Source organism: Tsukamurella sputi (assembly GCF_007858445.1).
GTDB lineage: Bacteria > Actinomycetota > Actinomycetes > Mycobacteriales > Mycobacteriaceae > Tsukamurella > Tsukamurella sputi.
Window position 1 is genome coordinate 1 of sequence record NZ_VIGV01000016.1, and the last position, 18,273, is coordinate 18,273.

The window sequence follows — 18,273 nt, forward strand, 5'->3', positions numbered from 1 at the left end:
GGCGCAACCACACTGCGCACCCGCGGCCGCCCATCCACACCCCGGACTCTAGCGGCTCAGGGCCCCACTCAGGTGGGGCCGAATGAAACCGCCCTACCGGGGCCAGATCAACTTGACATAGCCACACACCGCGGTATGAGCGGCCCGGCATGGTCTGTCCGTTTGGGTTCGAGGGGATGCCCCTGGTATTTCGCGCGCGCATTTCGCACACCGCACCTACAAAGCAGTGCGCCACCGTCGAGCAACCTCCAAACCGGTTACTGGCACGCTTGCACCAATGTCACGAAGATCAGATCGCAACCGCACCCCCCGCCACAAGCCCGAACCCGCACCGCTGGATCACACACCGCTGATGACGGCATTGCGGCAGGTGGAGCTCGCCGTCGACGGCTTCAACCGCGAAGCCGCACGGATCGAGACCGAGTACGGCATCGCGATCCATCCAGAACGGGTGGGCAACACGCACACCGATCTGGCACACTACATCGAGGTCGCGATCGGCATCGTCGCACGCAAGCTGCCGGTCGCCGTGTACGGGGCGGACAGCCGGCGCTGGACAGGCCCCCAGTCCCCGCGACAGGTGTTCGCCCTGTACGAGGCGGCCGGCGACAACACCGCCGACTATCTGACGCAGATGGCTCTCAACGCCGAGCGGATCAAGGCAAAGAAGGACGACCTCGACCGCAGCCTCAAGCAGAAGTGCCTGCGGCCGAAGACGAACGGGAAACCGTGCCAGATGCGGCCGCTGTACCAGGCCGGAGTCGGCCACCAAGAAGGTTTCGGGTGCTGGCGTCACGCCACCGACGACGAGAAGCTCGAGCTCGAGAAGTCGCGAATCGCCATCGAGGTCAAGACCGGTTGTCCCGGATGCAAGGCCGGCCCCGGCGAGGTGTGCCTGATCCCCACCGAGGACGGCCTCACCCCCGCCCAGGTCGGCCTGACGATGGTCGACGGCGAGTGGCCCCGGGTGCGGGTCCTCGGTGGCGCCGACATCCACGTCCCGCGGATCGAACTGATCCATCCTCGCGTCCTCGAGCCCGCCGAGTAGATCCGCCCAAGACGGCACGCGAAACCCCCGGCCCAATCATGGGCACGCCCGGTAGGGGCACCAGATGAACACCATCTAGCGTTCGGGACAGCGAGCCCGCCCCCGAATACGAGGAGTCCCCATGACGGATGAGCCGGATGTCCGGCAGCCCCCTGACGTCAACGATCCACCGTCCGAGAACGTGGATGAGCTCGCGGGCGGTATGCGCGGCAAGTGGGTGGTCGCGTCCCAGGGATCTACGCACTTGTGGGATCTTGACGCCCTGACCTACATGCGCCGTCCCGGCCCCGCCAGCCCCTCGGGGGCCTTTGACTACGACGGCATCGCGCACCGGATCACGGGGGTGACCCGGTGGCCGCGTGTCGGTGATCAGTCACTGGTCTGGTTCGACGATCCCGCGAGTCCCTTCGACACTGAGCAGTTCAGCCGTCGTCTGCTGATCAGTTTTCACCCGCCGTTGACACCATCACCCGTGCTCCCGAGAGTCTGGACAACGAGTCGGTGGCCGGTACCGAACTCGGGGACGCTGAGTGACGCTGGCGTCAGTCCTGCGGTCTGCTCTCTGCGGCGACAGCAGGGCTCCACGGTCTCGAGTTCGCAGAACGTCACATCGCCGTCGTTGATCGGGCCGCATTCCGCAGTGCGACTCTGGGTAGGGCGACCGACGCGGTGGCAACGATGACCATCACGACGGAGATCGTGAGAAAGGCGCGGGTGTACGCCTCGGCGAGGGAGCGTTGACACCCGGTTCCGTGGGTGTTGGGCGTGGACGACTTTGTCTTCCGTCGCGGGCACCGTTATGGGACGACTCCGGACCGCCATGCAGACCGACCGTCCGATCGAGGTATTGGAAGACGGGACCGCCACACTCCTACGGCCTGGTTGCGGGTCCATCCGGGCGTTGAGATCTTCTATCGTGACCGCATCGGCGCTTACGCAGAAGGCGCGGCGGCGGAGCACCGGACGCGCTGCAAGTCGCCGCTCGGTAGCACATCTGGCACATCGCGGCGGGGCGGTCGATGGCGCCGTGGCACGCCACCGGGCGGCCCTGCCCGCCGCGATCATCGCTCCCGAACCACAGGACCGGCCTGATGCCGCTGTGGTTGCCGCCGAAACCCACTCGGGAGCCGGGTCACGCCCAGTGCTGGCCGAGGGGACTAACATCCTTGCGATCAGCCGCGAGCTGGGTCTGTCTCGCGGTACCACACGCCGCTTTGCCCGCGCGAGGCGCCTGATGAACTGCCGGTCAACAATTGCCTCGGGTACCGAGTCCGTATTCTCGAGGCATACAAACCCGAGCTGCATCGGCGGTGGAATGTGGCGTGTACCCAACACAATGTGGCCGTTCGAGGAGATCACGGCCCACAGCTACCAAGGCAGCGAGATGTTGGTGCGCGACTACCTGCAGCCTTTCCTCGCTCTCACCCACCTCCCGGTCGCGCCGCCCAGCCACCGATCGTCCGCGAAGTCATCAGCTGGATCATGACCAACCCCAACACCCCTCGCTGCCGGACACCGGCCGCGCCTGGATTCGATCCTGGCATTCAGTCCGCGACCGGCCGCGCTGGCCGGGCACGTCCGCGCGTTCGCCGAGATCATGGGCGAGCGGCGCGGTCGGGATCTCGAACGGTGGATGGCCACAGTCGACGTCGACGACCAGCTGGCGCTGCACTCGTTCGTGCGAGGCCTCCGCCGCAGGCCACGTCCCCCGCACCAAGATGCTCAAACGCCGAATGCCCGGCCGCGAGAAGAGCGACCCACTGCGCAAACGAATCCTTCTGAGCGAGTGACCAATTCACCCTACCGAATCACCAACTTCGTGACAGATCCCCCAAACCGGACCATCTGACGGCTGTGGGTTCGAGGGTGGCCATCCTTCACGTGCTGCCGACAGAAAGTTTGGGCCAGATCCAACACGGAGCCGGGAGTTGCCTCCCAGATCTCCGGCAGGAGAAGATTCCTAGATTTCAATGACGGCAAGCTCTCCGTCAGCATACAGGGAGCGCAGGCGCTTCTTGTCGAACTTGCCGACCGAGGTCTTGGGCACCTCGTCGACAAAGCACCAACGCTCAGGCAACCACCATTTGGCGACCTTGCCAACGAGGAAGTCACGCAGATGAGCAGGTGTGGGCGCACGACCGTCACGTACGACGATCACCGCGAGAGGCCGTTCCTGCCACTTCTCGTCCGGCACCCCGATCACAGATGCCTCGAGCACATAGGGGTGTCCGGCGAGCAGCAGCTCGAGCTCGACCGAGGAGATCCACTCCCCACCAGACTTGATCACGTCCTTGGTGCGGTCGGTCAGCGTCACGAAGCTCCGTTCATCGATCCGACCGACGTCGCCGGTGCGCAACCAACCGTCCTGAAACTTCTCCCCGTCATCCTCTCCGCCGATGTACGAGCCGGTGATCCAAGGTCCGCGCACCTGCAGCTCACCGACGGCTTCTCCGTCGTGCGGGAGCGCATTGCCCGCGTCGCCGACAATCCGCAACTCCACACCAGGAACCGGACGGCCCTGGGTAGCTCGCAGGCGCCACCGCTCCTGCGCGTCGAGCGATGCCGGCGGACGCGCGACGGCGGCCAGCGGCGAGGTCTCGGTCATTCCCCACGCCTGGACGACCTGCACGCCGTACTTCTCCTCGAAGACCTCCATCAGGTGAACGGGCACGGCGGAGCCACCGCAGGCAACCAGGCCGAGAGAGGAAATGTCGTAATCGGGGTTGGCCTCCACGAAGTTCAGCACGTCGTTCCAGATTGTCGGGACCGCGCCTGCGACGGTTGGCTTCTGGGCATCGATGAGCCGTACCAGCGGCTCGGCCTGCAGGAACCGGTCAGGCATGAGCAGGTCGGCACCGGCCATGAGGGCGGCATAGACCAGTCCCCAGGCGTTGGCATGGAACATCGGCACAATGGCGAGGATCCGGTCGTCACAGCCGACTCGCAGTCCGTCGGCGGCGCAGGCCGCCATCGAGTGCAGGTAGGTCGACCGGTGGCTATAGGCGACACCTTTGGGGGTTCCGGTGGTACCAGAGGTGTAGCACATGGCGGCTGCTGACTGCTCATCGAGGTCGGGCCAGTCGAACGTCTCGGGTTGGGCGGAGATGAACTCCTCGTAACCCACGACTGTGAGCCCGTCACGGTGCAGCGGGGTGAGGTCTACCCCGCCGGTCACGACGACGGTGTGCACGCTGGTGATCTGCGGCAGCACGGGGGCCAGCAGCGGGACCAGGCTTCCATCGAGAATCACGACCCGGTCCTCGGCGTGGTTGCCTACGTAGACGAGTTGATCTGAGGCGAGGCGTAGATTGAGAGTGTGCAATACCGCGCCCATCGAGGGCACCGCACAATAGACCTCCACATGTTCCTGGTTGTTCCACATAAAGGTCGCGACACGCTCATCGCCTGTGATCCCACAACCGCGCAACGCGTTGGCCAACTGGGCGGACCGCCGTCCGATCTCGGCGAACGAGGCGACCTTTATGCTCCCGTCGGGCTGTAAGGTCCGCACGGTCGACGAGCCATGCACACTCGAGCCGTGGCGCAGAATCGCCGCAGTTGTCAACGGGACGGTCATCATCGTGCTCTGCATAACATTCCTTATTGAGAGAGTTGCCGTCGAACCGACACGATCCGGGATCGAGCGTCCAGGGAGAGTGGGCTGTCAGCGATCTGCAGCCGAAAGCGAGCTTGAAGCAGACTCCAAGGACTCGACCAGGTCCAACTCGAGTTCTGGCAGTCGGCTGGCCGCCAAGGCCATCCCGCCCGCGCGGGCTCGCACATCAACGTCGCACTGGATCCCGGCGCGTGCAATGTCGGTCCATGCCTGTGCGCAACGGCTGGCGACGACGGCGAGGTCTGCGGTGGCAAGGTCACCGGTCAGACGTGCGACATCCGCGCAGCCATCGGCGAGCAATCGACGAAACAGCCCGCCACCGGTGCCTGCCTTCTCAATGAAAGCGCTCAGGCTGAACAAGAGGATCTCGAGGTCGTCTGCCGGAAGGTCGACCCAGGTCTGGACGTCGGCTGCCAGCTGCGCGACCGCGGCTAAGCCCTCAGCCCCGGGCACCGCTGTCGTGAGATCGACAATCCCCGGCCGCGACGGGCGCCGCATGCTGGCCGCGGACTGGCGAAATGCCTCTGCCGCCACTCCCGCCACATCCGGCAGCGCGCCCGGCCAGGTGATGCGATACGTGCAGTGGCGCGTCGGTTGCGGGAACGACGTCGAGGACCGCGCCCGAGCCAGGGCTTCGAGCGGGACCTCCTGCACCTCGGCGCGGTCATTGTCTACGACAACGGCAATCCCCTTGGCCTCATCATAGCCAATCACCACGATGTCGTGGCGACTCATCCGTAGCTGGACCCGCAGGTACGGCAGCTCGCCGATGTCGCCCCACACCAGGCTGGGTCTGCCTGCGTCAATCTCGTCGAGAACCCACAGCCACCCCTCGCGGGGATCATCGGTGGTGAGAACGTGGACCTGTCCGCCGAGCCGACGAGGTAGGTCGACTTCGAAGTCGGCGCCTCGTCCCACCAGGTACAGCGGCGGAACGAGGTCGCTCGACCGGAGGTAGGTCAGCCCTAGCGCGCCACCGAGCGCGAACACGAGGCCTTCATCGGGCGGTCCATCCCACCCCAAACCATGCCAGTGCAGAAGATCCCGCATCGCACCAGAACCGCAATGCCCCCCCATCCGATGCGGGTAGTCCTCGATCAGGGTCCTGCGGGGCATGTGAGTTCCTCTTCGGTGGATGGGCGCACGACGGGGTTCGAAGACATGATCAGTTGTTCCGGATTCTGTCCAGGTAGGCCTGGCGGGTCCTCATGTCGACGTCGTCCAGGAACACCGAGTCCGAGCCCAGGGCCGAGCCGAGCCAGGTGGCCAGCCAACCGGGGACGAACTTCATCGCGGCGACCATGCCGCCGGCGAGGCGGGTGACGCGCACGAAGGGACGCGGGTTCTCGATCAAATCGGCTGTCGCTCGGGCGATCTCCTCGGGCTCGGCGTTGCGCATTCCCTTGGCCCCAGCCGTCCCAGCGACAAGTTCGGTGTTGGTGAACGTGGGCCGGACCGTGGACAGTTGGACCCCGGACTTGCGGTATTCTTGTCGTGCTGCCTCGGTGAATCCGATGACCGCGAACTTGGTGCCGCAATAGGTCGCCAGACCGGGTACGGCGAGCTCACCGGCCAGTGATGCGGTGTTGATGATGTGCCCAGCACGCCGCGGCAGCATCCGTTGAAGGGCGAGCTTGGTGCCGAAGACAACTCCCAGGACGTTGATCTCGACCTGCCGCCGGGTTACCGCGTCGTCTTCCTCGTGGGCGTGCCCGGTGGGCATGATGCCCGCGTTGTTGATCAGTACGTCGAGCGGGCCGAGGTCCCCCTCGACCAGGTCGAGAAAATCGCGGAACGAGTCAGGGTCGGTGACATCCAAGTGGGCGACGACCTTCACCCCGAGATCAACGGCGGCCTCCTTTGCACGGGCCTCGTCGACGTCGCCAATAGCGACGCGGTGGCCTCGTCGGATCAACTCCTTCGCGGTCTGGTATCCGATACCGCGGGCTCCGCCCGTGATTGCCACGGTCTTGGCGGCATTGCGGGGGTTGTGCGTCGTCACTTGCTGTTCTCCTTGTTCAGGCCGAGGCGTTGCCACAGGCCGCGGCCGGCTGCCGCGCGCAATACTCTTTCGGCGATGGCCGCACGCCGAGAGGTGTACGGGTACCACGTGAGTTCCCGTGTCAGGACAGGGATCCGCGGCTCCGTCACCGCCTGGACCCGGCAGTACTTGTGCAGCCCATAGGCGCCGCCGAGCCGCGCACCGATACCTGATGCCTTCCATCCACTGTGCGGCAGTGTGGTGGCGAAGAGGTTACTGAAGACGTCGTTGATGTTGACAGCGCCCGCGTCCAGGCGTTTCGCGATGCGCTGCGCACGAGCGTGATCGCGGGTCCACACCGTCGCGGACAGGCCGTACACCGAGTCGTTGGCCAAGCGGACGGCCTCGTCTTCATCCGCGACCAGCATCACCGGGATCGTGGGTCCGAAGGTCTCCTCGGTCATGCAAGTCATCGTGTGGTCGACGCCGACCAGGACGGTAGGAGCGTAGTAGTTCCCGGCCGCGCTCCGGGTTCCGCCGACCAAGACCCGTGCACCCGCCGCCACCGCCTCGTTGACGTGGCGATCGGCGATCTCGACCTGCCTCGCAGTGACCATCGCACCCACGTCGTCACCTGCCGCTGCACCGTGGGCGAGGGACCGCACCCTTTGCGTCAGCCGAGCCACGAACTCGTCGTAGATCTCAGCTACCACATACACCCGCTCAACGGAGATGCAGACCTGCCCTGCGTTGAACAGACCGCCCCACGCGATCCCCTCGACCGCGCGAGCAAGGTCGGCGTCCTCCAGCACTATCGCCGGATCCTTACCGCCCAGCTCCAGGCTCACCGGCTTCAGGTGCTCGGCACAGCGGATCGCGACCGCGCGCCCGGTGGCTGTCGAGCCGGTGAACTGCACGAAGTCAGCTGCGTCCACCACCGACGCACCCGCTTCGCCGGCACCCACAACATGGGCCAGGACCGGGGGGGCGCCGATCTCGTGCCAGCCTTCGACGACCCGCGCACACGTCAGTGGCGTCGCTTCCGAGGACTTCGCCAGGACCGCGCACCCGGCAGCCAACGCGGGTGCTGCATCCATGAGGAAGAGGGTGATCGGGAAGTTCCAGGGCGTGATGAGCCCGACAACAGGGTACGGGTGGTAGGTCTTGGACAGCCGCTTCGGCAGACTCAACAGACTCGAGGGCCTGACCTGCTCGCCAGCGAGAAACCTCTCGGCATTGTCGGCGTAGTAGGTGATGAATTCGCACGACGCGGTCGTCTCCACGAGAGCGTCTGGGCGCACTTTGCCCGTTTCGGCTTGCAACAGGTCGGTGAGCTCGTCGGTGTGAGCCAGGATCCAGTCCCGCCAGCGATGCAACCATCTTGCGCGTTGCCGCGGGCCAGCTTCGGCCCACCCTGCCTGGGCGCGGCGGAGGTCAGCCGCGATGCGGTTCACGGTCTCACGATCATCCACGGGGACGGTTGCGATCCGCCGGCCGTCGGCTGGGCTACACACGGCCAAGGCGTCCGCTGTGGTCGCCGTGCTCATCGGTCCTCCAGGAGTGAGTCGAACCCGCGGGAGAGCCCGTTGGGTGGGGTGCGTCTGGTGGGTGTGTCGGTGAAAGCGTCAGCGATCACGTCAGCGCGTTTGAACATCACCGGTCCATAGGTATGCCGAAGCTCGGTCAGGATCGCGTTCAAAGGCAGGTCGTCGAAGATGCCGCGCTCGCGGACGTACTCCATATGCTGGGCTCCGTCGGCGGTGAAGGCGTGCAGGAGGGCGTCGCGATCGCCGTCGAATTCCACCGGCGGCACACTGAAACGCGCACACAACTCGGTGTTGAACGCAGGTGTCGCCTTCAACCACCGGCCGTCGATGTAGAGAAGGCTGTAACCGTGATAGACGAACAGGTCTGTGCCGCCCATGAGCGCTCGCAGCGCTTCGGTCTGCAGGTGATTGCGGACATCAGCGAAGCCCAGCAGCGCCGGAATCCCTGCCGCACGGCACACCGCGGTCAAGAGCACCGCCTTCGGGACGCAATAGGCACGCCCGGCCTCGAGGACGAAGCTGGCTCGATAGTGGGCGGGATCGTCCGACACTGTGTAGGGGTCGTACCAGATCTGGTCACGGACGGTGGTGAAGAGGCGATTGGCCTTGTCCCGGTCGGTGCTCGCATCCCCAATCGCGGCGGCGGTGAATGCCCGGACGGACGCGTGTTCGATGTCGAGGAAGTCGGTCGCCACCAACGACGCCACCGGTGCCTGATTCATCTGCGCTCCAGGGTGATCGGCAACCCGTCGACAGGGATGGGGAGCGAAGTGTTGTCCCATCTCACTTCATACTGGTCCGGGACCGACCAGGTGTACGTGCGCAGCATGTAGTGCAGGATCGCCTTGACCTCGAGAGTGCCGAAGTGCAGACCAATGCACTTGTGCACCCCTCCTCCGAAGGGGATCCACCCGAAACGGTGATTCTGGTCCTCCCGGCGCGGCTCGCTGAAACGGTCGGGGTCGAAGGTATCGGGGCCGGTCCAGCACGACTCGTCGAAGTGGTTCACCGCAGGAGCCACGGCCACCAGGGTGTCCGCCGGGATGTGGCGTCCGGCAATCTCCACGTTCTCGATCGTTTTGCGCATCACGATCGGCACGGGCGCTACGAGGCGCAGCGTCTCCTTGATCACCAGGTCGAGAGTCGCCAGCGAGTCCAGGTCGTCGATGTCGGGGCGGCGTTCACCGAGTCGGTCGGACTCGGCCCGAGCCCGTTCCTGCCAGGCTGGGTGCTTGGCGAGGAAGTAGGCGGCAGCTGTGGTGGTAATGGTCGAGGTGTCGTGGGCCGCCATCATCAAGAAGATCATGTGGTTGACGACGTCCTCATCGTTGAACGCCTCACCGTCGGCCGTGCGCGCATGGCACAACCCCGTGAAGAGGTCGTCTCCCTGGCCACTTCGAGCCGTCGGCAGATGCCGGGTGAAGTAGTTCTCCAGGAGCGTGCGCCCACGGACTCCGGCGCGCCACCGAGTACCGGGCAGCGGGAAATGGATGATCGAGCTGGCTGCGCGCACGGTGGCCACGAAGGCGTCGTTGATGGCGTCGATGTCCTCGCTCCTGCCCCGACCTGCCATGAAGACCCCCGTTGCGACGTCGAGAGTCAAGGCCTTCAGCAGTGGGTAGATGCGCGTGGACCGGCCCGCTGTCCACCCGGGGATGCTGGTCTCCAGCGTCGGGCCGAGCTGGTCGACATAGCCGGCGAGCCGGTCGCGGGTGAACGCTTCCTGCATGATCCGCCGATGCATCCTGTGCTCGTCGAAGCTCATCAGCATCAGGCCCCGGTGAAAGAAGGCATCGATGAGATAGGTCCACCCGTCCTGGGAGAACGACTTCGCCTTGGTCGTCAGCGCCTCCTGGGTGGCATCCGCGCCGGCCACCATCACGATTCTCGTACCGAAGGCGCCCATCCACCAGACCGGTCCGAAGCGTTGGTACCTGGCCCGGGTGAAGTTGGAGCCGAACCTGATGTAGTCCAGGGTGTGACCGAGCAAAGGCAGGCCCGCGGTCCCCCGGACCGGCTCGAGGCCCGACCCCGCCGGGGGCGGGGTGAGCTCACGCACAGGCCAATGGTCGCTGACCCCAAGCAGGGTCGCGTCGACTCGACTCGGCAGCGGCGCCAGGAGTACCGATGAGAGCCGCTCACGACCCTTCGCCAGCGGGAGCTGGATGATATTCGTCACTGACGTTCCTTTCTGAAAATGTGGGGCCGCACTCGATGTCTTCCTACCGCCGTCGACCCCAGGGACCAGTCAGTTCAGGTCGAGCCGGCGAGCACCAGTTCGGCCCGGCCGACGGGGAGTCGTTGCGCGATGACCCGCTTGCTGAACACGAAGTCCCGGGGCCGGTTGACGCAGTCGGCAGCAATGAGCTCGCCGGCACGGAGGTAGAAGCAGGCGAAGGCGCGGTCCCGGATCGGGTCGCCGCTGCAGACGACTTCGTCGTACTCGGTGTTGAGACCGGCGATCTGGAGCTTGAGATCGTATTGATCCGACCAGAACCACGGAAGCGCCGCGATCATCTTGGGCTTGCCGCAGAAGGTCGCGGCGGCCACCTTGGCCTGCTCACCCGCACTCGGCACGGACTCCAGGCGTATGCGACGGCCGTAACGGGCCATGTCGTGGCTGGCGCAGTCCCCGGCGGCCACGATGTCGGGGTCACTGGTCCGGGCCTGGTCGTCGATCACGACGCCGTTGTCGACGACCAGACCCGCGGCGGCGGCGAGCTCGGTGTTCGGCTCAACGCCGATGCCGACAATGACGAGGTCGGCGGGAATTGATTCGCCACCTGACAGGAATACCTCGCGGACCCTGCCGTCACCGGACAGAGCCTCGACCAGCGCGCCCGTCCTGATGTTCACGCCCTCCTCCCGGTGGATCCGTTCGAAGAACGCCGATACCTCGGGAGCGGTGACCCGTTCGAGGACGCGCTCGGCCGCCTCAAGCACTGTGACCTCCAGACCCAGCGCACGCAACGAAGCGGCCGTCTCCAGTCCGATGTAGCCGCCGCCGACGATCACGGCCCGGCACCCGGGGCTGGTGACCTCTCGGATCATCTCGACGTCCGCAGCGGTGCGTAGGTAGTAGACGCCGACCAGGTCGGCACCCGGGATGGAAAGCCGTCGAGGGCTGGCCCCAGTGCACAGCGCGAGCTTGTCGTAGGGCAGCGTGTCGCCGGCGCTCAGTGCAAGGTGACCGGCCGAGCGGTCGATCGCCTCCACGGTCGCGTCCAGGAGTTGGATTCCCTGCTTGCTGTAGAATTCGGCGCTGCGGATCGCAAGTTCGTCGAGCGTGCTCTTCCCCGCCAGGTAAGCCTTCGACAGCGGCGGGCGTTGATAGGGCAGCGCCGACTCCTCGCCGATGAGGACGATCTCACCGGTCCACCCTTCCTGGCGGAGACTGGCCGCGAGCTGGACCCCGGCATGGCCGGCCCCAACGATGAGGGCCCGCTGCGAAGTCATGCGCTGGACTTCGGGGTGAGGCGGACCATCATTTTACTGATCCCCCTGACGAAATTGGACTGCACGTACTCTGGCTCCCCGACGACCTCGATGTTGTCGAAACGGGTAAGCAACTCCTCCCACAGGATCCGCAGCTGGAGCTCGGCCAGCCGGTTGCCCATGCAGCGGTGGACGCCGAAGCCGAACGAGATGTGGTTGCGGGCGTTGGCCCGGTCGATGATGAACTCATCCGGCCGTTCGAACACGCGCTCGTCACGGTTGCCCGAGGCGTACCACATCACTACCTTGTCGCCCTTGCGGATGAATTGCCCGTTCAGAATGGTATCGGCCTTGGCGACCCGGCGCATATACGCCAGCGGGGTTTGCCACCGGATGATCTCCGAGCCCATGTTGGGAATCAAGTCGGGGTTCGCCTTCAGCTTCTCGAACTGATCGGGGAAGCGGTTCAGCGCAAGAACACCGCCGCTCATCGAGTTCCGGGTCGTGTCGTTGCCTCCGACGATCAGCAACACAAGGTTGCCCAAGAATTCCATCGGGCGGTCGATCAGGTCCTTGGTGCTCTCGTTGCTCTGCAACATGGTGATCAGATCGAAGCCAGGTTCCTCCCCGGCCGCTGTCCGGGCTGCCTTGTCGTGCCAGAGAGCGCTGAGACCTCGCGCCATGTCGCGCATGCCGGGGAACACCTCGTCGTTGTCCGAGGGCCCGCCGTTAGCCTGCTCCAGCGAGGTCGCAAGGTCTGACCAGTAGACGAGCTTGCGACGCTGCTCGTACGGAAAGTCCAGGAGAGTCGCGAGCATCCGAGCGGTCAACTCGATCGAGACGTTCTGCACCCAGTCGAACGGCTGATCCACAGGCAGGTCGTCCAGCACCTCCTGCACACGCGATCGAATCAGCCCCTCCATCTCACGCAGGTTCTTCGGCGCGACCACGCCTTGGACAGCGGCCCGCTGCGCGTCATGCCGTGGCGGATCCATCGCGATGAACATCGCGATATCGAGGAAGCGAGGCGGGGCCCCGATGACAATGAACGGCTCGGCGGAGAAGAGCTCGTGGTTCTTGTCCACGGCCACGATGTCGGCATGCCGCGTGACAGACCAGAACGGACCGAACGAACTGTTGGGCTGATAGTGGACTGGCGCCTCGTTGCGCAAGCGCTCGAAGTAGGACTGCCAGCGCCCCTGGCGATAGAGAAAAGGGTTGCTGAGGTCGATGTCGGCGAGCTCGACGTCCTCGACCGGCGGGACAGGACTCTCGACGAAGAGCTTCTCTCCGTTCGTCCCGGTCACCCATCGCCGGGTCTTGTCATACAGATGCGCGCCCCGGATCTGCAGATCCATCGGGATGGTCGACTGAACTCTGGTGGTAATCACTTCAGGAATCTTCATCAGGTCTTACTCTGTCTCTCGTCGTCACATCTGGAATTCGGGTAGTTGGACGATCAAGCCGTCCCACTCCGCGCAGGCCACCATCTGGCAGGACAGCCGAGAGGTCGGCTGGCGCTCTGGGTTCATCGCGAGCATCTCCTCCTCATCGGATCCGGAGAGGCCGACCTGCTCGGACCATTGCGAATCGACGATCACATGACAGGTGCCACAGGCGGCTTCGCCTCCACAGTCGCCGTTGATTCCGGGGACCGCGTTGTTGGTCGCGACCTGCATCAGCGACTGCCCTTCCTCGAAGGGCGCTTCGTGCTTCTCGCCGTCGTGGGAGACAAAGGTGACAAATGCCATAGCCAACTCCTGATACGTTGTCCTCAGCGGGAACTTGGTCAAAGTGTTGTCGAGGATGGGCGCTGCGACCATGTTCGACGGAGTCAGAAACTTGTGAATTCAGCTCAAAGGGACTATGGTGAACCTCAATGACGAGGGCGTGCCTCCGCTCATGTTCGTGCAACTGCTCGAGAGCCAAGCACTCGACTCAGACGCTGCAGCGCGGCTTCGCAACATCATGGCTCGCGAAGGAACCAACGAGGCGATGCTGATCCAGCATGACGTCCAGGCCCCGATCCGGTGGTTTCGGGAGGTCTACCCCGAACTCGACGTCGACCAGGCAACCCTGCTCGGCTTCACATTCGCTGAACAGGCCCAATTGACGTCCTTCGGCCCGTTGAGTTTTCCGCTGGTCAGCGCAGGCTCGGTAGCCGAGATCGTAGAGCTGCTCACCTACTTGCCGTTGATCTCGACAGCACTCAGCCCACAGTTCCATCCGAGTGACCACGGCCTCACTGTCGGGCTCACCGCGCATACAAGCGACCTGGCCCTGGACTGCCTGGTCGTTGCCTACAGCGGGTCAGTGCTCCTGCGGCTGCTTGCCATGCTCGCCGGCGACATGCCGACGGTCACACTCCACCTGAGCTGGCCAGCGCCGACCTCTCTGACCCACCATAAGGACGTGCTGGCCGGGCGCCTGTGCTTTGACGCTCCAACGTCCTTTCTCTATATCCCCGCAGACACGCTCAACGAGGTCTGCCGGTTCTCCGATCCCCTCGCTTATCGACTCGCCATCGTCGATCTGCAACGAACTCTCGACCAGCGGAGCAGAACAACGTCGTTCTCAGAGAAGGTGAGACGACTGTTGGAGCAGCATTCCGGACAGCGAGGTAGCCATTGGGTCGCACATGAGCTGTCGATATCCGCCAGCACGCTCAAGCGCCGCCTCGCCGAAGAGGGGACCACCTTTCGCGAGTTGCACCAGTCATTCCTGCGCGAGCGCGCGATGCTGCAGCTACTCGACCAATCAATGTCGGTGAGCGAGATCGCCACAGATCTCGGATACAGCGACCTCACCAACTTCTCACACGCTTTCAAGCGATGGACCGGCCGCTCTCCGAGCGAGTTCCGGCACACGTAACGCTGAGCCATCCCGGGCCGTCCGCGGTGAATGGGAGTGTCAGATTTTCGGTGTAAGTGGCGTTGTTAGCACCGGTGGATCCAAGGGTGTAGCGCAACACTAGGTGAAGTGTTCGGGGTTCCGTTCCGACCTCTATCGGAGAGGATCGAAGCCATGCCACGTCAATATCCGCAGGAGTTCCGTGATCGGGGTGTCCGGATGGTCGCCGAGGCGCGGGAGGACAACCCGCAGGTGACCGAGTACGGGGCGATCCAGAAGGTCGCCGCCCAGCGCGGCTGCAGTCAGCAGGGATTGACCCGCTGGGTGCGCAAACGTCAGATCGACACCGGTCAGCGCACGGGCGTGACCTCCGCCGGGGATGAGGAGATCCGCCGGCTCAAACGCGAGAACGCCGAGCTGCGCAGGGCGAATGAGATCTTGAAGACGGCGTCGGCGTTTTTCGCCGCGGAGCTCGACCGTCCCGCCCAGCGATGATCCGATACATCGACCGGTATCGGCATCGGTTCGGGGTCGAGCTCATCTGCCGCACCCTGCGTGCGACGGATGCGGGGTTTCTCACCTCCCGCGGCTACCGCGCCGCCAGGACCCGGCCGCCATCCGATCGCGCTCTGATGGACCGGGAACTGATCGACGAATTGCGGCGGATCCATCGGGACAACTTCTCCGTCTACGGGGTACGCAAGATGCACGCCGCGATGCGCCGAACCGGATGGGACATCGGCCGCGACAGAACCGCGAGATTGATGAAAGCTGCTGGTTTGCAAGGCGTTCAGCGAGGACGGAAGGTGTTCACCACCCACCCCGACCCCACTCAACAACGCCCCGCCGATCTCGTTGAACGCCACTTCCACGCGAGCGCCCCGAACCGGTTGTGGGTCGTCGACATCACTTACACCCGGACCTGGCAATCGATGGCCTACACCGCGTTCGTCACCGACGTCTGCACCCGCAAGATCGTCGGATGGGCCGTCACACCGACCATGCGGACCGCCGATCTTCCCCTCGAAGCGTTCAACTACGCGATCTGGCAGACCGATGGCGCAGACCTGCGTGACCTCATCCACCACAGCGACCGCGGCAGCCAATACCTCAGCGTGATCTACACCGATCGGCTCGCCGAACTCGGCATCACCGCCTCGGTCGGATCCCGCGGCGACAGCTACGACAATGCCCTCGCCGAAGCCGTCAACGCCGCCTACAAAGCCGAACTGATCCGCCGCGGCCCCTGGAAAACCGTCGAGCAACTCGAGCTCGCAACAATGGAATGGGTGCACTGGTTCAACCACGAACGCCTGCCCGAAGCCCTCGGGTATCGCACCCCCGTCGAAACAGAGGCACACTACAAGTACGAGAGCCGACCCACCCTGGCTCTACCAACCGGGCCGGAATGAAACCCAGGGCACTTCAGGCACTGCCCGAATGAAGGGAGGAGAAGGGATCCTGCTCCAGGTCGTTCATTCAGCCCTGGGTTCTAGTAGTGACCCTATGGTGGAGGCTAGGGTTTCTGGGTTCACGACATCTGTCACAGGTGATACGTCGCTGATGAGTCGGGACATTCGTCGCACCCCTGCCGCGGAGGCGAGAGTGACCGTGCATGTCCCGTGCACGCGTCGCAGTGATGAAGGTCGTCTCCCACCAGCTCTCGGTCACCGACACTGCCCGCCAGTACGGCTACTCACGCCGCCAGCTCCACCGCCTGCTCGCCCGCTACCGCACCGACGGCCTCAATGCCGTCGAACCGCGCTCCCGGCGACCGAGCTACACCAGAAGCGGTACACGAGAAGATCATCGACCTATGAGCTTCCGCCACGCCGGCAGGATGCGTCACCTCGGCATCGGAATCGAACATGCCGGCAAACGCGGCATCGCCGTAGCCGACGACCACACCATCACCGTCATCCACCTCGACACCGGCGAAGTCATCGCATCAAACGACATCCAGCCCGACAAGGCCTACTGGCGCAACACGCAGAAAGCCCCCCCGGCCGATGGCCGGGGGCTTCCTCGTGACTCATGTCGCGACTCATCACATGGTGGAGGCTAGGGGATTCGAACCCCTGACCCTCGCCTTGCAAAGGCGATTGGCTCCGCAGTTCACAGGCCCCCTATGCCTCTGAACAGGCAATATGGTTCAGCTCGTATCACCCTGTACCACCCTGTTTCAGCACCAAGTGTGGGCAGAATGTGGGCAGGCGGACCATCTTCAGATGGTGAGGATCATCGAGCGGGCAACTTCGGACCGGTGGCTGACTTGGTGTCCGTTCTGTGCCCGTGGGCGCGCCAGGTCAGGAGACCGTGTTCACTCCAGCTATGTAACTAATCCCGTTGTGATTCTCGATGATCTTAAAAGCCGGCGTAGCCGTCAGTGTCTGGACGCACGCATGATGGACCGTGAGAACCGCCTCCTGCAATTCCTGATCATCTTCGAGCGACACGACCTCAACTCCGAGCTCTCTCGCGCGCTCCGCCGAAATGTGGCGCGAGTGCGAAAGGGTCAACGAGTGGTCGGCGAGCTCAGCGAGGATACTATCGGCGCGATCCGCCCCATCAGAGAGTCCCTCAAACATCCCGCTAACCAGCCAGCTCTTGACCATCTTGTTGGCCCAGTCGATCGCCTTCTCGCATTCACCGACCAGGGTCGGACTGTACTTTGCGATGATCGGCTGCCACACAGGAATAGTGGTGGGGTCGTCCGATATCTCCCGTTTCGCCTGCTTGAACTCTTCGACAATCCCGTGCGCCGGCGTTCCACCAAGCTGCGGATCAATGGGACCGAGGCTTGAGTGCTTGCCCATGACTACCTCGCGACAGGCGAGTGAGATCATTGTTCCTGCGGACATTGCCAGCTGCGGGACGATGGCCCGGATATCGGTCCCAAACATTGCGCGAAGATAGTCGACCAGCGACTCCGTCGCCGCCACATCACCGCCTGGCGTATGCAGGAATAGATCGAGCCCCTTCGACCGGTCGAGTTCATGCACAGTGGCCATGAACCCGTCTTTGTCGTTGTCCGTTACACCTACTGGTAGCCCGTCGCTAAGCAGATGCGACTTCTGAAGCCACCCCGAGTAGTAGACAATGACATTCCGGCCCGTGAGGGCGTGGAGATCCTTCAGGTACCTACGGCGTACAAGGTCCCACTGGTTCGGCGCGGATTGAATCTCGGCCTGAACATTTCCCCAGGTCGGCATTACCGCTTGAACGGGTTTGACGACGAACCCACCACGATGTCCAGCCGCCGACGGTGCCGCGGCGTCGGATCAGCAAAGCTGGCTCGATCATCGTCACTCGCGAGCCCGAGCGCCTCGAAGACGCCTCGAATCTCTTCGCCGGTGGAACGAGTCGTGTTCATCGCAGCCCCTCCTGCATCTAGCCGCATCCAAACTTGGACACGTCTCGCGATACTAACCGACGCTCTAACACTACGGGTCACCAACACTCACCAAGAGTCACGGAGAGATGTCGCGCTCCTCAGAGTCGGGCGCGATACACCTGCCGCGTGGACGCGACAGGACAGTGCCGGCCGATCATCTTCCCGGCGGCGGGAAAAGGGGCCGGAACCATGTTGTCGGAGCCGCCAAAGCGGCAGGTCAGGGACGGAATCGCCGTAGCTCTGGCCGCCCTGTAAAAAAAGATCCCTGACTACCAGGCCAGTCAGGTCGTTGGCCCCCTCGAAGATTTCGGGTGGGGGTGGGGTGAGCCACCCCGTGGTGGGGCCGTACGGGCTGTGGGCGGTCGTTCGGGTGGTGGCTGGTGTGCGCACGCGGGGAAGCCC

Annotated in this window: 15 protein-coding genes and 1 tRNA gene; 4 read left to right on the forward strand and 12 right to left on the reverse strand. The window is 64.3% G+C overall.

Features of this window, described 5'->3' with window-relative positions; genetic code table 11:
* The first annotated feature begins 352 nt into the window (after nt 1–352).
* Complete coding sequence (locus FK268_RS22830) at nt 353–1,048, forward strand: hypothetical protein (RefSeq protein WP_146437750.1); 696 nt, start codon at nt 353–355, stop codon at nt 1,046–1,048.
* A gap of 1,960 nt (nt 1,049–3,008) precedes the next feature.
* On the opposite strand, the gene FK268_RS22835 is transcribed toward FK268_RS22830, so the two are convergent.
* The 9 genes from FK268_RS22835 to FK268_RS22875 all read right to left on the reverse strand — a co-directional run bounded on the left by FK268_RS22835 (nt 3,009) and on the right by FK268_RS22875 (nt 13,378).
* Complete coding sequence (locus FK268_RS22835) at nt 3,009–4,640, reverse strand: long-chain fatty acid--CoA ligase (RefSeq protein ID WP_043078166.1); 1,632 nt, start codon at nt 4,638–4,640, stop codon at nt 3,009–3,011.
* Between the two features lie 72 nt (nt 4,641–4,712).
* Nucleotides 4,713–5,780, reverse strand: coding sequence for a BtrH N-terminal domain-containing protein (locus FK268_RS22840; protein WP_043078167.1), 1,068 nt, complete (start codon nt 5,778–5,780; stop codon nt 4,713–4,715).
* Nucleotides 5,781–5,829: 49 nt separating this feature from the next.
* A complete protein-coding gene (locus tag FK268_RS22845) occupies nt 5,830–6,666 on the reverse strand; it encodes an SDR family oxidoreductase (RefSeq protein WP_043078168.1) in 837 nt (278 codons plus the stop codon).
* Nucleotides 6,663–8,192: an aldehyde dehydrogenase family protein gene (locus FK268_RS22850; RefSeq protein ID WP_043078169.1), complete on the reverse strand. Its 1,530-nt coding sequence runs from the start codon at nt 8,190–8,192 to the stop codon at nt 6,663–6,665. The genes FK268_RS22845 and FK268_RS22850 overlap by 4 nt, the downstream gene beginning before the upstream one ends.
* Nucleotides 8,189–8,914 carry a transglutaminase-like domain-containing protein gene (locus tag FK268_RS22855; RefSeq protein WP_043078170.1) on the reverse strand — a complete coding sequence of 242 codons (726 nt, stop codon included), beginning with the start codon at nt 8,912–8,914 and terminating at the stop codon, nt 8,189–8,191. The genes FK268_RS22850 and FK268_RS22855 overlap by 4 nt, the downstream gene beginning before the upstream one ends.
* Nucleotides 8,911–10,371: a cytochrome P450 gene (locus tag FK268_RS22860; protein WP_043078171.1), complete on the reverse strand. Its 1,461-nt coding sequence runs from the start codon at nt 10,369–10,371 to the stop codon at nt 8,911–8,913. The genes FK268_RS22855 and FK268_RS22860 overlap by 4 nt, the downstream gene beginning before the upstream one ends.
* Before the next feature lie 74 nt (nt 10,372–10,445).
* Complete coding sequence (locus tag FK268_RS22865) at nt 10,446–11,648, reverse strand: NAD(P)/FAD-dependent oxidoreductase (RefSeq protein WP_043078172.1); 1,203 nt, start codon at nt 11,646–11,648, stop codon at nt 10,446–10,448.
* Entirely contained in the window at nt 11,645–13,033 is a 1,389-nt protein-coding gene (locus tag FK268_RS22870; RefSeq protein WP_054173132.1) for a cytochrome P450, read from the reverse strand. Before FK268_RS22870 ends, FK268_RS22865 begins: the two co-directional genes overlap by 4 nt.
* Before the next feature lie 24 nt (nt 13,034–13,057).
* A complete protein-coding gene (locus tag FK268_RS22875) occupies nt 13,058–13,378 on the reverse strand; it encodes a 2Fe-2S iron-sulfur cluster-binding protein (protein ID WP_043078249.1) in 321 nt (106 codons plus the stop codon).
* 118 nt (nt 13,379–13,496) lie between these two features.
* On the opposite strand from FK268_RS22875, the gene FK268_RS22880 reads away from it, so the two are divergent.
* From FK268_RS22880 to FK268_RS22890, 3 genes are all read left to right on the forward strand, one after another.
* Entirely contained in the window at nt 13,497–14,498 is a 1,002-nt protein-coding gene (locus FK268_RS22880) for a helix-turn-helix transcriptional regulator (RefSeq protein WP_043078250.1), read from the forward strand.
* Nucleotides 14,499–14,651: 153 nt separating this feature from the next.
* Nucleotides 14,652–15,889 (forward strand): IS3 family transposase gene (locus tag FK268_RS22885; protein ID WP_109475879.1). Its coding sequence is split into 2 segments (ribosomal slippage): nt 14,652–14,943 and nt 14,943–15,889, totalling 1,239 coding nucleotides; the frame shifts between segments, so codons are not numbered across the junction.
* A gap of 203 nt (nt 15,890–16,092) precedes the next feature.
* The gene (locus tag FK268_RS22890; protein ID WP_078343402.1) at nt 16,093–16,542 is read left to right on the forward strand and encodes a helix-turn-helix domain-containing protein; all 450 of its coding nucleotides are present in this window, start codon (nt 16,093–16,095) and stop codon (nt 16,540–16,542) included.
* Here the strand turns inward: FK268_RS22890 and FK268_RS22895 are convergent.
* The 3 genes from FK268_RS22895 to FK268_RS24380 all read right to left on the reverse strand — a co-directional run bounded on the left by FK268_RS22895 (nt 16,530) and on the right by FK268_RS24380 (nt 17,850).
* Nucleotides 16,530–16,604, reverse strand: a tRNA-OTHER gene (locus FK268_RS22895). The genes FK268_RS22890 and FK268_RS22895 overlap by 13 nt on opposite strands.
* A 179-nt stretch (nt 16,605–16,783) precedes the next feature.
* On the reverse strand, nt 16,784–17,689 hold the full coding sequence (locus FK268_RS22900; protein WP_146437751.1) for an SDH family Clp fold serine proteinase: 906 nt from the start codon (nt 17,687–17,689) through the stop codon (nt 16,784–16,786).
* Nucleotides 17,689–17,850: a hypothetical protein gene (locus FK268_RS24380; protein ID WP_158636206.1), complete on the reverse strand. Its 162-nt coding sequence runs from the start codon at nt 17,848–17,850 to the stop codon at nt 17,689–17,691. The genes FK268_RS22900 and FK268_RS24380 overlap by 1 nt, the downstream gene beginning before the upstream one ends.
* Nucleotides 17,851–18,273 lie beyond the last annotated feature (423 nt).

What these genes read in the sequence shown, in the direction of transcription:
- FK268_RS22830 (WP_146437750.1), top strand. Translation starts at nt 353, where the DNA reads ATGACGGCATTGCGGCAGGTGGAGCTCGCCGTCGACGGCTTCAACCGC.
- FK268_RS22835 (WP_043078166.1), bottom strand. Translation starts at nt 4,640, where the DNA reads ATGCAGAGCACGATGATGACCGTCCCGTTGACAACTGCGGCGATTCTG.
- FK268_RS22840 (WP_043078167.1), bottom strand. Translation starts at nt 5,780, where the DNA reads ATGCCCCGCAGGACCCTGATCGAGGACTACCCGCATCGGATGGGGGGG.
- FK268_RS22850 (WP_043078169.1), bottom strand. Translation starts at nt 8,192, where the DNA reads ATGAGCACGGCGACCACAGCGGACGCCTTGGCCGTGTGTAGCCCAGCC.
- FK268_RS22855 (WP_043078170.1), bottom strand. Translation starts at nt 8,914, where the DNA reads ATGAATCAGGCACCGGTGGCGTCGTTGGTGGCGACCGACTTCCTCGAC.
- FK268_RS22865 (WP_043078172.1), bottom strand. Translation starts at nt 11,648, where the DNA reads ATGACTTCGCAGCGGGCCCTCATCGTTGGGGCCGGCCATGCCGGGGTC.
- FK268_RS22870 (WP_054173132.1), bottom strand. Translation starts at nt 13,033, where the DNA reads ATGAAGATTCCTGAAGTGATTACCACCAGAGTTCAGTCGACCATCCCG.
- FK268_RS22875 (WP_043078249.1), bottom strand. Translation starts at nt 13,378, where the DNA reads ATGGCATTTGTCACCTTTGTCTCCCACGACGGCGAGAAGCACGAAGCG.
- FK268_RS22890 (WP_078343402.1), top strand. Translation starts at nt 16,093, where the DNA reads ATGTCCCGTGCACGCGTCGCAGTGATGAAGGTCGTCTCCCACCAGCTC.
- FK268_RS22900 (WP_146437751.1), bottom strand. Translation starts at nt 17,689, where the DNA reads ATGCCGACCTGGGGAAATGTTCAGGCCGAGATTCAATCCGCGCCGAAC.
- FK268_RS24380 (WP_158636206.1), bottom strand. Translation starts at nt 17,850, where the DNA reads ATGAACACGACTCGTTCCACCGGCGAAGAGATTCGAGGCGTCTTCGAG.